Source organism: Arcobacter thermotolerans, from assembly GCF_983172305.1.
The window spans coordinates 74,354-91,219 of record NZ_CFAFZJ010000009.1; the positions used below are offsets into that span (position 1 = coordinate 74,354).

Here is a 16,866-nt window from a genome sequence, read left to right on the forward strand (position 1 = left end):
TCTATTTTACTATTTGGTGTAGCTTTGAACATTGTCCTAAATATATATCCATTCCACACATATCATTCATAATATCTTGAAAACTATGAGCATGTGCATTATAAACATATACAAAAATCTCATCACCTTTTTTCAAGAAGTTTTTCTTCCCAAAATCTGTATATGCTGTTGCACCCGCAGCTATTACAATACCTTTTGAATTGTGTGCATATTTTAAAAACTGTCCTAACTCTTCAAGAGGTCCACAATCTTCTTGGCAATTTAAGATATCAATCATCCAATCTTTTAACTTTTCAAAAAAATAGCTATATGATTTAACTGAACTAGTTGTTCCATAATCATATACTATCCCATCTCTTTTTATAAAAGAAGAGATATGATATTTTCCTAAAATTCCTTTTTCACTAAAATCATCTATAGGAATTATATCTTGAGAAATACCTTTAGTTTTTTCTCCCCAATTTTTTTTAGTGCTAAGTTTACTTCCATCTTGAAATCTTAATGAACAATCATTAAAAGCACTAAAATATTTTGGAACAATATCTATTACCTTTTCATTTTCATATACGAAATCACAAATTAAAGCAACCTCTGCTTCAACTTGTAATTTATCATCTTCTCTTCCATGAGTTAATATAACTTCATCACAAATAGGGTAAGTTCCTAAAAAACTATCATGACCTTTTATATAAAATGGAAACATACCTTTTGGTGCATCTTTCTCTTTTGTTTCAATTACAGAAAACTCATCAGCTTCTCCAGCTTCTCCTAAATGATTTGCAAAGTTTCCAGCAACTGCAAAACCTAAATAATCTTTTAAATCTTCTATTAAATTCATAATTATAAAATCCTAAAATATTTTGAACTGCAATGTTATCGAAAAAAATTGGTTTAAAAGTCAAAAACGAAATATAATTTGTTAATTTAAGAGTAGTTTAAGAAAATATTTACAAAGAGCCTATAGTATTTGTGGCTCTTTGTAAAATAAGAACTATTTATTAATAGTTCTCCATTTAGCAGGTCCTGTTGTATGAATAGAGTTTCCTTCTGTATCAACAGCAACAGTTACAGGCATATCTTTTACTTCAAATTCATAAATAGCTTCCATTCCAAGCTCTTCAAATGCTAAAGTTTTTGCACCCTTAATTGATTGAGCAATTAAATAAGCAGCTCCTCCAGTTGCTATAAGATAGATAGATTTGTACTCTTTTATTAAATCGATTGTTGGTTGTTTTCTCTCACCTTTTCCAATCATTCCCATAATTCCAATTTCCATCATATCTTTTGTAAATTTATCCATTCTTGTAGATGTTGTTGGTCCTGCTGGTCCTACAACTTCACCTTTTACTGGATCAACAGGTCCTACGTAGTAGATGAATTTATCTTTTAAATCAACACCATTTGGAAGAGGTTTTCCAGCATTTTTGTATTCAACTATTTTTTTATGAGCAGCATCACGTGCTGTTAAAATTTTTCCAGATAATAATAAAGTATCACCAGATTTAAATTGAGATAAGTTCTCTTTTGTTAAATCTTCAATATTTACTCTTTTAATAGTATCCATTGGAAGTTTAATATCTGGCCAAAGGTCTAAAGACGGTTTTTCAAATTTAGCTGGACCATTTCCATCTAATTCAAAGTGAATATGTCTTGTTGCTGCACAGTTTGGAATCATAGCAACAGGTAATGATGCTGCATGACATGGATAATCTAAAATTTTAACATCTAAAACAGTTGTTAATCCACCAAGACCTTGAGCTCCAATTCCTAGTTTATTTATATCTTCATAAAGTTTAAGTCTTAACTCTTCAAGTGGAGTTTGAGGTCCTCGCAGCTTTAGTTCATGAATATCAACATGTCCCATTAAAGACTCTTTTGCAAGTAGCATTGCTTTTTCAGGATTTCCACCAATTCCAATTCCTAAAATTCCAGGAGGACACCATCCAGCACCCATATCTTTTACATTTGACATAACCCAATCATAAATACTATCACTTGGATTTAAAACAGCAAATTTTGATTTATTTTCACTTCCTCCACCTTTTGCAGCAACAGTGATATCAAGTTTATCAGAGTTATCAACACTCACATGAATTACTGCTGGAGTATTGTTTTTTGTATTTGTTCTTTTTCCAGCAGGATCAGCTACAACTGAGTATCTTAAAGTATTATCAGGATCTGTATAACCTTTTGCAACACCTTCGTTTAATAAATCTTCTAAATTTTTTGTAATATCTAGGTTTGCTTTTAAACCAACTTTTACAAAAATATTAACACTTCCTGTATCTTGACATAGTGGTCTGTGCCCCATAGCACACATTTTTGAGTTAATTAAAATTTGTCCAATTGCATTTTTTGCTGCATCACTTTTTTCATTTTCATAAGCTTCAACCATACCTTTTACAAAGTCTTCTGGATGATAAAAAGATATAAATTGACAGGCACTTGCAACTGAATCAATAATATCTTGTTCTGTGATTTTTTTACTCATTAATTTTTCCTTTTTTGGTTTTAGAAATCTTTTAATTATATCAATGCACCATATAAAATTGGCTTTCACAAAACATATTTTATATGGAAATTTTTAAAAATATTAAAAATTGTTTAGTTTTGAAATATATCCAAAATTTAAGAATTAAAAAAAGCTACCCTTAAAAAAGAGTAGCTTTTTAAATCATCTTAAAATTAGGCAAAAAATCTTTTTTCTGCTTCTTCCATTAATTTAACACCAGAATATTTAGCTCTTTGAACTAATTCCCAGAAGTATCTATAAGTTGCTCTATCGTGTAACTCACCATCATATTGAATTGGTCCCCATTCAGCATCTTGAGCTTTAATTAAAATATTTTGTGCAGCTTCAAGTTCTGTAAAATCAGGTTTCATAGCATCAACAATAGCTTGAACTTGTGTTGGGTAAATTGACCACATTCTCATAAATCCGAACTCATTTCTAGCTCTTTCTGCATCTTTGTATGTTTGGTATGGATTTTTTAAATCTAAAGTTACATTGTGACAAGGAATTACGCAGTTTTGAATAGCAGCTTGTGCAACTCTTGCTTTTGCAGCTCCAATTAATCTGTGATCAAATTGACCTGGACTTCTCATATTAATTGCTGGAATTGCTCCTTGATATCCACTTACAAAATCCATTAGACCAAAATCTAAAACTTGTAGCCAAGGTAAAGTTGCAATTTTTTCAACATCTTGTAGAGCTCCATGAGTCTCTATAAGTACGTGAATTGCAATCTCTCTTTTAATTCCAGCTTTTTTTGCAACAGCTTGAATATACTCAATTTGAGTTTTAGCATCTTCATAACAAGTTGATTTTGGTAAAGTAATATATGCTAATTTTTCACCAGCACCAGGTACTAAAATATCAACATCTTGTCTCCAATCTGGATGAGAATGGTCATGGATTCTTGTTCCTGCCATACCATAAGGGTTTGCATCAGAGTTTACAACTCTAACAATCATATTAGCATGCTCAACTTCTTTTCCAGTTTCAGCACCATCTTCACAATCACAAGTAATATCAAAAACAGGTCCAAGTTTTTTTTGCATTTCAAAACCTTTTAGGATTAGCTTTTCGCTTCCTGCAAAGTGTTCACAAGTTGGAATAATTGGTAAAGATTTACCAGATTCAAATAAAGCTTCTTTTGGGTGTGTCATGTTTTTTCCTTTTTATTAAATTTAATTTTTTATTTTTTTGTTGATTTTTTTGGGATTACAACTGTGTAATCCAAATCTAAAACTACATTTGGAAGATATTTTCCATCTTCACCTTTGGCATTTTCAATCTCTTTTGGATTTTGATTTTTAAGAGCAATAGTTCTTAATCTTAAAAGTCCAATATCCTCTCTTTTATGATCAATTTTTTCTAAAATTTCACTATAAGCATAGATTGTATCTGTTGCATATGTTGGATTACAGTGGTTTCCACTATTTATTGCATATACCCATTGGGCATTTTGAAGCCCATTAAATGAGATTGCTCTTGCCATTGATATTATAATTCCACCATACATAAGTCTTTGCCCCATAGGTGTACTTTTCATCATATGGTCGTTGAAATGAACTTTTGCATTGTTTTGATATAACTTTGTTGCAAGTGTATGGTCACTATTATCTATTGTTATTCCCTCTGGATGGTTTAGTCTTTCACCAACTTCATAATCTTCGAAGAAGTACTCTCCACCACTAGCACTGACATCAACACATTTAATTGTTGGAATATTAATAGTGTCTAAAATTGGAGTTGCTTTTTGGAAAGTTGGAACATCATTTATTCCACTTAAGTTTTCGTGGTCTTTTTTATGAACCATAACCCATCTTTTGAAATTTAAAACTTCATTTCCATTTTGATTTACTCCAATAGAGTGAACATATACAACTCCACTTTTACCATTTGAGTTCTCTTTTAATCCAATTACAGTTGAAGTCATTGATACAGTATCACCAATGTAAACTGGATTTGGAAAAGATATTTCAGCATAACCTAAATTTGCAATAGCATTTAAAGAGATATCTTGAACAGATTTTCCAAATGTTAAATGAAACATTAAAATATCATCAATTGGTCTTTTTTCATATCCAAATTCTTTTGCTACAACATCACTTGAGTGCAAAGAAAATCTACTTCCTGTAAAAGCGATGTATAAAGATACATCACCCTCACTTATAGTTCTAGGAAGTGGATGAACTATTTTTTGACCAATACTAAAATCTTCAAAATAGTTACCAAAGTTTATTTTATTGCTAATTTTTGACAATTTTTCTCCTTATTTTCCAAATAGATTTTGACCTAAAGCTTTGTAAGTTTCATACAACTTAATCATTTTTCTAGCCCATGCAATTCTTGAAGAATCAACTAATCTATTGTTATGTAAAATAACCTCTTTACCGTGTTTGTTTGCCTCTTCATATTTGTTGATCATATCTTCATAATCTTCAACTTCACTTTGTTTTGGAGTGAATATATCATTTATATACTCAATTTGTATTGGATGTACAAGAGATTTTCCATCAAATCCTAAATTAAATGCATCTTTTGTAGAATCTTCACAAGCAAACTCATCTTTTACATCAAAATGTGGACCATCTATTACAGTTTTTCCATAAGCTTTTGCTGCAAGTGCAATTTGAGCTAAATATGTAACAATAGCTTTTGAACCTCTTTTTATATCTATTTGAAGTCTATTTGCTAATTTGTTTGAACCAACAACAACAACTTCAACTTTTGGGCTTGCTGCACAAATTTCTTGAATATTTAAAACAGATAATGGAGTTTCAATCATAATCATAAGTGTAAGATTTGGATTTACCTCTTCAATTAATTTAGCAGCTTGTAATACATCCTCTTTTGTATCAATTTTAGAGAATAAGATACCATCAAGTTCAATCTCTTTTGCCAAAGCTAAATCTTTTTTAAGATCTTCGCTTCCTAGATTATTTACTCTTAATACTCTTTCACTTTCACCAAATTTAGCACCTTCTTTGTAAACTTCTTTCAAAGTCTCTCTTCCTGGTTCTCTTTGGTCCTCTAAAATAGCTTCTAAATCAAAAATAACAGTATCTGCTAAAACAGTTTTAGCTTTTTCTACATTGTGTTTATTATATGAAGGAATTAAAAGCATTGATCTTCTTGCTTTGTACTCAACTATCTCTTCACCTTTTGTTATTGCAAAATATTGTTCGTGTAGATCTTTTACTAATTGTTTTCTAAGAACTTTTCCATTTTTTGTTCTTGGATAATCAGACATTATAAAAATCTCTTTTGGAGCTTTATATTTTGCAAGATTATTTTGAGCAAATTTTAAAATTTCTTGCTCTTTCTCTTTACTTATAGTTGAATGACCAACAACAGCAATAGCAACAATAGTTTTCTCTTTTTCAATATCAAGACCAAAAGCAACACAATCAGCTACATCTGCGTGAGTTTTTACAACTCTTTCAATCTCATGTGGACTTACTCTAAATCCAAAAGTATTGATAATATCATCTTTTCTTCCAATAAACCAGATATATCCATCTTTATCTTTTCTTGCATAATCACCTGTAAAGAAGTATCCATCATGTCTTGATTTTAAAGTCTCTTCTTCTAATTGCCAATACTCTAAGAATAATCCTGGATCATCTTCTCCAATACAAATCATTCCTTCCTCTTCAACTCCAACTTCTTCTAAAGTTTCAGGATCTAAAAGTTTTACAATATGTCCTGGTTGTGGGAAACCTGCACTTCCTGGTCTTATAGGATTATTTTTTGAGTGAGAAATATAGTATGAACACTCACTCATTCCAATAGCTTCATAAATATCTTGTTTAAATCTATCTCTCCAAAGTCCAAGCATCTCATCACTTAAATGCTCTCCCGCACTCATACAATATCTCAAACTTGGGCAATCATCAAGTGTGAAATCTGTTTTCTGAATAATTTGTCTATAGATTGTTGGAACTCCAATAAATATCGTACATTGATGTTTTTTTATTAGATTAATCCATGTTGATGCATCATTTGCACCCTCATATGCAATTACTGTATGACCATTAAATAATGGATCCATAAGTGCTGACCCTAAAACATAAGTCCAGTTAAATTTCCCAGAGTGCATAATTCTATCATTCTCTTTAAAATCAAACCAGAAATCTGTTGCTGGTTTTCTTCCTATTAGTGATCTATGTGAATGTAAAACACCTTTTGGATAACCAGTTGTTCCAGATGTATAAACTAAATATGCTGGTTCACCTGATTTTGAGTTGTAGTGATTTGGTGTTGTACTTGTATTATTGAATATTTGATTTAGAGCAAATATTTCAATACCTTCTGGCTTTTTAAGACCATCAGTGCTATCAATTCCAGCAATTATTATAGTTCTTAGGTTATCAAGATTTAATAAATATGGAACTAAATTTTCATACATAGAAGCTGATAACACTATAGCTTTTGCTTGAGAATCTTCTGCTAAATATTTAACTTCACTACCACTTAGTAGAGTTGAAGTAGGAACAGCAATCATTCCACCTTTCATTACTCCAAAAAAAGATATTGGATATGCTAAAGAGTTTTTAAGACAAACTAATACTCGATCTCTTGGTTTAAGACCTATTTCTTGAGTAAGAAAATTTGAAACTTGATCTGATTTTGTAGCTAATTCTTTATATGTAACTTTATCAGTTCCTAGTTTATCATCTTCAATAATCATAGCAACATTGTTCTCTTTTGCTGTACCAACCCAAGCTGATGTACAAGCAATACCTATATTTAAAAATTCAGGTATATCTAATTTTACTGTTTGACTCATTTTAATCTCCTATAATTATTACAATTGACCATATGGCCAGTTTTCTTTAAATGTATTTAGAGGCATTTTATTTAATACTGAAAGTGCAAATAACTCATCCTCTTTTGTTAAACTTTTTAAAGCATAAGCTCTTAAAATATTTTGTAAAGATTTACCAAACATTGGAGGATCTAGCATCTCACCTTCATATCTAATTGCCCCACTTAAAAGAGCATCAGCCTCAAGTGCTGCTTTTAATATAGAAACATCTTTTGCAATCTCATTTGGAGATGGTGTAAATGCAACTTTACATATATTTATATGGTTTGGAGTAATTACTTGTTTTCCAGTAAGTCCCATAGAACTCTCTCTTAAAGCATGAGAATAAACATATTTACTAGCCTCATCTCCATGTAAATCAAGCCATCTTCTAATATCTTTTTTCTCAACACAGTTACTTGGTAGTGAGTGAGGAGTTAGCATTACTTCAACTCCACCAATTACACCTTTTCCTTTAATTCTAGCTTCTAAAGTTAGCATATCAAAGTAAGTTTCAAGTTCATCAATCCAACCTTTAGGAGTGATTTTATAAGCCATAGCTTTTGAAAAGTCATGAATTCCAAATACTATATGTTTTACAGTTGAATACTCCATTAATCTATCAGCTATTTGAAGTGATTTTGGATGTTCAACGATTGGTTGAATTGTAAGATTACTTCCAATAGAGATTAACCAAGAAGATAAATCTCTAATTTCAGCACTTCCATAAACTTCTCCAGCTTTTGCTAAAACTATTACATCAATATATTGATGAATTTGTTTAAGCATTTTTAAATCCTCTTCATACTCTTCTGTTCTAAATGGATTTATTCTTACTGCTATTTGAAAATCTCTAGCAGGAAATTTTGGTAACTCTTGAATTAAAAGCTCTCTACTCATAGCTTTTTGTCTACATCCATCTTCTAAGTCAAATAAAACTGTATGTGCTCTTGTATTGTAAGCGTGTTTTTGAAGTCTTAATTTCGCTTGTTCTATACTCTCATAAGAACCATCTAGCGGGTTAAACTTTATAGGGGGATAATAAATTTGAATCCCTGGCCAATAACCACCAAGAACTGGAGTTAAATCATCTTTTGCTGTGAGTTTTGATAAATCTATCGCAGAAGTCATCATATTTTCAACCTTTCATTAAATTTCTTTTTATTTTTTAAGAAATTGTATTATTCCATAAAAAACTAATATTGAAGTTATACACAATTTAAAATGAAATCAATTTATATCTTTTAATATAGAAAATATTTTTAAGCTTATTATAATAATTGAGATTTTATGAAAATAATAAACTCTTTGGTAGAATATTTGGAAATATTAAAATACACAAGAGAGATTTAAAAAATGTTTTTAAATAAAGATATTGAAATTATGGAAACTAAGATTGTAATTTATGAAGATGCAAATGGAGAGATAAAGCTAGATGTTTCACTTGAAAATGATACCTTGTGGCTTAGTCAAAAACAGTTAGAAGTTCTTTTTGATAGGGATAAATCAGTTATTTCAAGACATATAAAAAATATTTTTAAAGAAGAAGAACTTGATAAAAATTCAACTGTTGCAAAAAATGCAACAGTTCAAAAAGAGGGAGATAGAGAGGTTACAAGAGAGATAGATTATTATAACCTTGATATGATTATCTCTTTGGGTTATCGTGTAAACTCAAAAAGAGCTACAAGTTTTAGAGTTTGGGCAACAAAAATTCTTAAAGATTATATTATAAATGGATACTCTATAAATAATAAAAGGTTGCAACAAAAAGGATTAAAAGAGTTAAATGAAGCAATATCTTTATTAAAAGATACTATTTCAAATGCACAAATAGAGCTAAATGAGGCAAAAGGTTTACTTGATGTGATACTAAACTACTCAAGAACTTGGACACTTCTGCAAGGATATGATGAAGACACTTTAAAAATAGATTTTGTATCAAAAGAGGCAAAATTTATATTAGATAGCGATGAGGCAAAAAATTATATAGCACAACTAAAAGATGAACTTATAAAAAAAGGTGAAGCAACAGAGCTTTTTGGTAGAGAAAAAGCAGGAGAGTTTGAAGGAATTTTAAGAAATATTTATCAAACTTTTGGTGGGGTTGATTTACTAGAAAGTGTTGAAGAAAAGGCTGCTAATTTGCTTTATTATATTATAAAAGGACACCCTTTTAATGATGGAAATAAAAGAATAGGTGCTTTTATGTTTATTCTTTTTTTGAGTAAAAACAATATGCTATATAAATCAAATGGAGAGCTTAAAATAAATGATAATGCTTTGGTTGCACTATCACTTATGACTGCAAAAAGTGATCCAAAACAGAAAGATACTATTATAAACTTAATAGTCAATATTTTGCAATAAGAGCAGAATAGTAGAAGAGATAGATTAATGATGGATATTTGAGAAATTAAAGCTTAGTGATAATAATTGAGATTTTATGAAAATAATAAACTCTTTGGTAGAATGTTTGGAAAAATTTTGGAAATATAAAATTAGGATAAATAATGAATGTTATATTTAGATTAAACACAAATGTTATGGGTTTTGAAAATTTTAAAATTGCAAGAGAATTTTTCTTAAATAATTTACCAAATAGAGATAATAACTATTTTTTTAATACTAAAAGACTAAATCAAATAGAGCTAGATGATATTATATATTTTTTATATGGAAAAGAAATTATTGCAAAAGCAAAATTTCTTGGTGAAATAAAAGAAGATACAAAAAGAGATGAAAAATTTATTCAAGGTCATAAAGTAAAAATACTTGATATATTTGATGAAGGATTTTTTATAAATGTAGATGAACTTAATCAAAAAACAACAAGAAGTATAGGATACATAGACAAAGAAGATACTAACTATTTAGAAAATATTTTAAATAATAAGAATATAAAATCGATAAATCAAAATATAGGAAAAACTATGCCAAAATCTACACAAAAACAAGCACTAAATCAAATACTATATGGAAGTCCAGGGACTGGGAAAACTTATAATACTATAAACAGAGCTTTAGAAATTATAGATAGTGATTTTTACCAACAAAACAAATATAACAGAGAGGCTTTAAAAGAGAGATTTGAAGAGTATAAAAAAGCTGGACAAATAGAGTTTATAACATTTCATCAAAGTTTCTCTTATGAAGAGTTTGTTGAGGGGATTAAAGCTGAAACAAGTGAAGCCAATATCAGTTATGAAGTAAAATCTGGAGTATTTAAAAAATTATCAAATAAATCTTTACAAAATTTTAATCAATCAAATGAAAATATTAAAAATAAAAAAGATTTTGAAACAGTTTTTAAAGAGTTGATTTTAGATAAATTAAAAGATGATGAAAAACTTGAAATAAGAATGAAAAAAAGTAGTTTTTTTATTAAAGAAGTAGATGAAAATAAGATTAGTTTTGATAAATCAGGTGGAGAATCTCAACATGTATTACTGATTAAAAATTTAAAAAATATGTATGAAGCTGAAGAAAATAAAATTATTATTGGTGGATTATCTCAATATTATAATCCTTTATTAGAGTATTTATTAAAAAATAGTGAAATAAAAAATACAGATAAAGAACCACTAAAAAACTACATTCTAATAATAGATGAAATAAATAGAGGAAATATCTCTAAAATATTTGGAGAGCTTATAACTTTAATTGAGCCATCAAAAAGAATAGGGGCAGATGAAGAGATAAGATTAAAACTTCCATATAGCCAAGAACTTTTTGGAGTTCCTTCAAATTTATACATAATAGGTACTATGAATACAGCTGATAGAAGTATTGCTTTAATGGATACGGCTCTTAGAAGAAGATTCCATTTTGAAGAGATGATGCCAAATTCTAGTTTACTTAAAAAGTTTGAAGTTGATGGAATAAAAATAGATAATCTTCTTGAAACTATAAACAAAAGAGTAGAGTATCTGTATGATAGAGATCATACTATTGGACATGCTTATTTTATGAGTTTGGAAAACTTAGAAACAAAAGAAGATAAAAAAGCAGAACTAGAAAATATCTTTAGAAATAAGATAATCCCACTTTTACAAGAGTATTTTTATGATGATTGGGAGAAAGTAAGATTAGTTTTAGGAGATGGTTTTGTTGAAAAGATAGAAGTAAAATCAGATATTTTTGATGAAGAATTAATAAAAGATAGTGAATATCTAGAAGAAGAGAAATTTATTTATAACATAAAAAAAGAGTTTGATTTTTCTAAATTTAAAGACTAAAAATGAAAAAAGAGTTTATTTTAAAGGAATTTCAGTATCTACAATATAAAGATAATACAAAAGATAATTTTATAAAAAAAGAGACTTTTGACTCTTTAGAAAAATTTGTATTAGAAAATGAAAAAACAGCACAATATTTAAAAATAACTACAAAAAATGGTTTTGGAAAAGTTTTACAAGCTCAAAATTATGTAGGAGTAATACAAACAAAAGATGGAACTACAATAGAGATTTTGCCAAAAATTAAAAATGCAACGACAGAAAAATCAAAAGATATTTTGATAAAGATGCTAAAAACTTTAAAAAACTCTCCATTTAAAAATTCTAGTGTGGCAAATTTAAAATCTTCAAAAATACCTTTATTTGAAATATTTATCTCAATGTTTTTAGAAGAGTTGACCGTATTAGTTAGAAATGGCATAAAAAGTGATTATATAAGCAAAGAAGAGAATCTAAAATTTTTAAAAGGTAAACTAAAAATTTCTGAACAAATAAAATATAACACAATTCATAAAGAGCGATTTTTTGTTCAATACGAAGAGTTTATTAGCAATAGAGTTGAAAATAGGATTATAAAAACTACTCTTCAATTTTTATATAATAAATCAAAATTAAACAAAAATCAACAAAGAATTAGAGAGTTTCTGTTTGTTTTTGATGAAATAGAAATTTCATACAATATAAAAACAGATTTTTCAAAAATCAAACTAAACCGACAAATGAAAGATTATGAACAAGTTTTATTGTGGTGCAAGACATTTTTATTTGAAAACTCTTTTTCTCCATACAAAGGAAATGATATTGCCTTTGCACTTTTATTTGATATGAATTTACTTTTTGAAAGTTTTGTTTATAGTTATTTAAAAAAGAGTTCAAATTTTCAAGATATTAAATCGCAAGATAGAACTCATCACTTAGCGTATGAAAATGGTATTGGAAGATTTAGGCTCAAACCAGATATTGTAATAAATGGTGGAAAAATAATAGCAGATACAAAATGGAAGATTTTAAGTGAAGATAAAGCCTACAACGGAGTTTTACAAGATGATATGTATCAACTTTATGCTTATGGTACAAAATATGATAATTGTGAAAAAATCTATTTAATTTATCCTTTTGATGAATTAATTATAAAAAATTCATACAACTATTTTAAAAATAAAGAGCTAAAACTAGATATTCTTTTTTTTGATGTATATAAAAAAGAGTTTGTAGATAAAAATATAGAGCTTTAAACTCTATATTTTATAATCTTGCAAAAACTTCAACTCTTTAAAATAATCTTTTAAAAATGGCTTTGAAACCTCTTCAAAACTATCTTTATCTTCATATAAATTTATAAAAAAATCAAAATCTATTTGCTTATTTTTTAAAGCTTCAATTGAAAGAAGTGTATCATTTATAGATCCTAATTTTGATGGAGTTATTAAAAAAGTTTTAACTCTTAGCTCTTTTATAAAATCAATCATAAAAAAATCTTTTTTAATTGGTACAAACAATCCACCAGCTCCTTCAATAATTAAAACATCACAAAAAGTTTGTAAATACTCTTTTTTTTCTATTAAAAAATCAATATCTAAAAAAGTGTTTCTTTTTGCAACATAAGGTGAAGCAGGAAGAGTAAATTGATAAGGCACAATATCATTTATTGTAAGTTTTAAAAAATTAGGATTTAGTTTTTTTACAAGTTCAAACATTTTTAGACCATCAAGTGGCGAGTTATCTATAACTCCTGTTTCAATTGGTTTGAAATATCCAACTTTTAAACCATTTTTTGCAAAATATTTTAAAAAAACTTCACTTGCAAATGTTTTACCTACATTTGTATTTGTTGCTGTTATAAATATTGCTTTTCCTATATAATCTTGAGGGTTAATCTTCATAATAATCTCTTTTTTGTTATAATTTTAAGCTTTTTAAAAAGCGATATTAACATATTAAAATATGGTTTACAATTAAGGGTTTTAAGTGAGTAATGAGATAGAAATTGAATTAAATGAAGATTTAGAAGTAGAAGAGCCAAAGAAGTACAATGTTTTTTTATTAAATGATGACTATTCTACTATGGATTTTGTAATAGATGTTTTAGTAAAAGTATTTAGAAAAAATCAAACTGAAGCAGAAGCAATAATGCTAGAGGTTCACAACAACCAAAAAGGTCTTTGTGGAGTTTATAGCTTTGAGATTGCTTCTACAAAAGTTGCACAAGTAAAAAGCCTTGCTAGAGAAAAAGGGTTTCCCTTAAAAGCCATAATGGAAGAAGAGTAAAAATGATAAGTAAAGAGTTAAGGCATATTTTTGCACAAGCAATAAATTATGCAAGAGCAAATAAGCATGAATATTTAACATTAGAGCATATTTTTTTAATGCTAATAAATAATTCAACAATAGAAAATATGTTTTTTGATTTAGGTGTTGATACAAAGATTTTATTTGATGATTTAAAAACATATATAGAAGCAAATACCCCAAAATTGCCAGATGATATAAAAGATGACCCTATAGAAACAGTAGCTTTGTCTTCAACTATTGAGTATATGGTAGCTCATACTCAAAGTAGTGGGAAAACAAAAGCAAATGTTGAAGATATGTTTGTAGCAATTTTAAAAGATGAAAAAGCATATTCTACATATTTACTAAAAAGATTGGGAATTCAAAGAGTAGATATTTTAGAAGAGATTTCTCATAAAATAGATGATGAAAATTTTGATCAAAAAGATGAACAAAATGATAAAAATGAAAAAATTTTAGAGCAAAATTCAAGCGAACTTGTAAGTATTGCAAAAAAATCAAAAATCGATCCAGTTATTGGAAGAGATAAAGAGCTTGAAAGAGTGATTGAGATTTTAGGAAGAAGAAAGAAAAATAATCCACTTTTAGTTGGAGAACCAGGTGTTGGAAAAACTGCAATTGCTGAAGGTTTGGCTTTAAAGATTGCAAATGAAGAAGTGCCAGATTTTTTAAAAGATTCAAAAATATTCTCTCTTGATATGGGCTCTATGTTAGCTGGAACAAAATATAGAGGAGATTTTGAAAAAAAACTCAAATCACTTTTAAAAGAGATATCAAAAATCCCAAATGCAATACTATTTATAGATGAGATTCATACAATTGTAGGTGCTGGAAGTGTTGGTGGAAGTGCTATGGATGCTTCAAATATATTAAAACCACTTTTAGCAAATGGTAGTATAAAATGTATTGGAGCTACTACATTTTTGGAGTATAGAAATGATTTTGCAAAAGATAAAGCACTTAGTAGAAGATTTGCAAAAGTTGATATAAATGAACCAACTATTGAAGACTCTATTTTGATTTTGGAAGGGTTAAAATCAAAATATGAAGAGTTTCATGGTGTTAAATATTCAAAAAGTGCAATTATAAGCGCAGTTGAACTTAGTAAAAAATATATTCAAGATAGATTTTTGCCAGATTGTGCAATAGATGTAATAGATGAGGTAGGTGCTAGTAAAAAAATCGAGCTATCAAAAACTTTAAAAACAAAAAATGAAGCAAATATTACAATAGTTTCAAAAGATGTAGAAGATGTTGTCTCAAAAATGGCACATATTCCACCAAGAAGTGCTACAAAATCAGATTTATCACTACTTAAAAACTTAGAAAAAAATATGCAAAAAAGAGTTTTTGGACAGGATAAAGCTATAAATTCAATAGTTCAAGCAATCAAAATAAATAAAGCTGGATTAGGAGTTGATAAAAAACCAATAGGAAGTTTTCTTTTTACTGGACCAACAGGAGTTGGTAAAACAGAAGTAGCTAAGGAATTGGCACTTCAAATGGGAATTCACTTTGAAAGATTTGATATGAGTGAATATATGGAAGCTCATGCAGTTTCAAGACTAATTGGGGCACCAGCTGGTTATGTTGGATTTGAACAGGGTGGACTTTTGACTGAAGCTATTAGAAAACATCCTCATACAGTTTTACTTTTAGATGAGATTGAAAAGGCACATCCAGATTTGATGTCAATTTTGCTTCAAGTTATGGACAATGCTGAATTAACAGACAATAGTGGGAATAAAGCAGATTTTCAAAATGTTGTTTTAATAATGACTTCAAATCTTGGAGTATCTGAAGCAAATGTTATGGGATTTGCAAAAAATGAAAAATTAAATGAAAATAGGGCGATAAACAAGTTTTTTGCGCCAGAATTTAGAAATAGACTTGATTGTGTTGTTAGTTTTGATAGTTTAAGTTTAGATATTGTTTCAAAAGTTGCAGGAAAATTTATAGAAGATTTAGAAAAACAGCTTGAAGGTAAGAAAATAAAAATAGAAATTAGTAAAAAAGCAAAAGATGAGTTAGCAAAACTAGGATATGACAAAGCAATGGGTGCAAGACCTTTAAATAGGGTGATTTCTGAAAAAATAAAAAAACCTCTAACTGATGAAATTTTGTTTGGTAAACTTAAAAAAGGTGGAGTAGTAAAAATTGATTTTAAAGATGATTTTGTTTTTATTTATGAATAACACAATTATTTTACAATCAATTTGATACAATTCCGAAAAATATTTAGAAAAAGGGATAAAATGAAAAAAGGTATTGCAGTTGTAGCAACTTCACTGTTACTATTTGTTGGTTGTACAGAAGATAAAAAAGAGGCAAAAGAACAAGTAGCTCCAAAACAAGAAGTTACTCAAAATGTTGAAGAAAAAGCTAAAGAAGTTAAAACAGAAGTAAAAGTTGAAGAGAAAAAAGCAGAAGAGACAAAACAAGTAAATGAAACTGCTTCAAATGAGTTAAATGCAGAAACTTTATTTAAAACATGTGCTTCATGTCATGGATTAAAAGGTGAAAAAGAGGCTTTAGGAAAATCTCAAGTAATTACAGGTTGGGATAAGGATAGAGTTATAAAAGCTTTAAATGGATATAAAGATGGAAGTTATGGTGGGGTTATGAAAAATCTTATGAAAACTCATGTAGAAACAAAAACTCCAGAACAAATTGAAGTTTTAGCAGATTATATTTCAAAACTTCAGTAAAATTTGGACTTTTTGTCCAAATTTATTTTAAATATCAATCAAACTAACAAATATCTCTTTTAATAATTACCTAAAATACGACTTTAAAAATCTAAAAAATAAAACAAAAACTACAAATTCCCAAAATTAAGCCAAGATTAATAAAAACCCCTTGACAAAACAAAAAAAAGGCACTATAATTCCCGTCCAATTTGACCAGCAGGTTAAAATTAGAGTTCTTTAAAATATGTATGAAGTTTAGGAAGTAATCTTTGTAAACTAAATATAATGATTGTTAAAAGTAAAAAAATTGAACAAGATATAAATAGAGAT

At 28.3% G+C, this 16,866-nt stretch carries 13 protein-coding genes; 6 read left to right on the plus strand and 7 right to left on the minus strand.

Features of this window, described 5'->3' with window-relative positions:
* Position 1 precedes the first annotated feature (1 nt).
* From AC5LG6_RS08120 to AC5LG6_RS08145, 6 genes are all read right to left on the minus strand, one after another.
* Positions 2–838: a DUF5718 family protein gene (locus tag AC5LG6_RS08120; RefSeq protein ID WP_066152375.1), complete on the minus strand. Its 837-nt coding sequence runs from the start codon at positions 836–838 to the stop codon at positions 2–4.
* Between the two features lie 153 nt (positions 839–991).
* Positions 992–2,491, minus strand: coding sequence for a fumarate hydratase (locus AC5LG6_RS08125; RefSeq protein WP_498586197.1), 1,500 nt, complete (start codon positions 2,489–2,491; stop codon positions 992–994).
* A gap of 194 nt (positions 2,492–2,685) precedes the next feature.
* Entirely contained in the window at positions 2,686–3,669 is a 984-nt protein-coding gene (locus AC5LG6_RS08130) for an HpcH/HpaI aldolase/citrate lyase family protein (protein ID WP_498586198.1), read from the minus strand.
* Positions 3,670–3,698: 29 nt separating this feature from the next.
* Complete coding sequence (locus tag AC5LG6_RS08135; RefSeq protein WP_498586199.1) at positions 3,699–4,769, minus strand: MaoC family dehydratase; 1,071 nt, start codon at positions 4,767–4,769, stop codon at positions 3,699–3,701.
* Positions 4,770–4,778: 9 nt separating this feature from the next.
* Positions 4,779–7,298, minus strand: a complete 2,520-nt coding sequence (locus tag AC5LG6_RS08140; RefSeq protein WP_066218351.1) for an aldolase/citrate lyase family protein — start codon at positions 7,296–7,298, stop codon at positions 4,779–4,781.
* A gap of 18 nt (positions 7,299–7,316) precedes the next feature.
* A complete protein-coding gene (locus AC5LG6_RS08145) occupies positions 7,317–8,447 on the minus strand; it encodes an HpcH/HpaI aldolase/citrate lyase family protein (RefSeq protein ID WP_082744861.1) in 1,131 nt (376 codons plus the stop codon).
* A 225-nt stretch (positions 8,448–8,672) separates the two neighbouring features.
* Here AC5LG6_RS08145 and AC5LG6_RS08150 point away from each other — a divergent pair, with 225 nt between their 5' ends.
* The 3 genes from AC5LG6_RS08150 (at position 8,673) to AC5LG6_RS08160 (ending at position 12,789) form a co-directional block, all read left to right on the plus strand.
* Positions 8,673–9,686, plus strand: coding sequence for a virulence RhuM family protein/type II toxin-antitoxin system death-on-curing family toxin (locus AC5LG6_RS08150; protein WP_498586201.1), 1,014 nt, complete (start codon positions 8,673–8,675; stop codon positions 9,684–9,686).
* A 143-nt stretch (positions 9,687–9,829) separates the two neighbouring features.
* Entirely contained in the window at positions 9,830–11,554 is a 1,725-nt protein-coding gene (locus AC5LG6_RS08155; protein ID WP_498586202.1) for an McrB family protein, read from the plus strand.
* Positions 11,555–11,556: 2 nt separating this feature from the next.
* Positions 11,557–12,789 carry an McrC family protein gene (locus AC5LG6_RS08160; protein ID WP_498586203.1) on the plus strand — a complete coding sequence of 411 codons (1,233 nt, stop codon included), beginning with the start codon at positions 11,557–11,559 and terminating at the stop codon, positions 12,787–12,789.
* A 3-nt stretch (positions 12,790–12,792) separates the two neighbouring features.
* On the opposite strand, the gene bioD is transcribed toward AC5LG6_RS08160, so the two are convergent.
* A complete protein-coding gene (bioD, locus tag AC5LG6_RS08165) occupies positions 12,793–13,437 on the minus strand; it encodes a dethiobiotin synthase (protein WP_498586204.1) in 645 nt (214 codons plus the stop codon).
* A gap of 85 nt (positions 13,438–13,522) precedes the next feature.
* On the opposite strand from bioD, the gene AC5LG6_RS08170 reads away from it, so the two are divergent.
* Genes AC5LG6_RS08170 through AC5LG6_RS08180 form a run of 3 tightly spaced genes read left to right on the plus strand, consistent with a single transcriptional unit; the run spans position 13,523 to position 16,554 of the window.
* Positions 13,523–13,822 carry an ATP-dependent Clp protease adaptor ClpS gene (locus tag AC5LG6_RS08170; RefSeq protein WP_066152359.1) on the plus strand — a complete coding sequence of 100 codons (300 nt, stop codon included), beginning with the start codon at positions 13,523–13,525 and terminating at the stop codon, positions 13,820–13,822.
* A 2-nt stretch (positions 13,823–13,824) separates the two neighbouring features.
* A complete protein-coding gene (gene clpA / locus AC5LG6_RS08175) occupies positions 13,825–16,041 on the plus strand; it encodes an ATP-dependent Clp protease ATP-binding subunit ClpA (protein WP_498586205.1) in 2,217 nt (738 codons plus the stop codon).
* 60 nt (positions 16,042–16,101) lie between these two features.
* Positions 16,102–16,554: a c-type cytochrome gene (locus AC5LG6_RS08180; protein ID WP_082762434.1), complete on the plus strand. Its 453-nt coding sequence runs from the start codon at positions 16,102–16,104 to the stop codon at positions 16,552–16,554.
* The last annotated feature ends 312 nt before the right edge of the window (positions 16,555–16,866 follow it).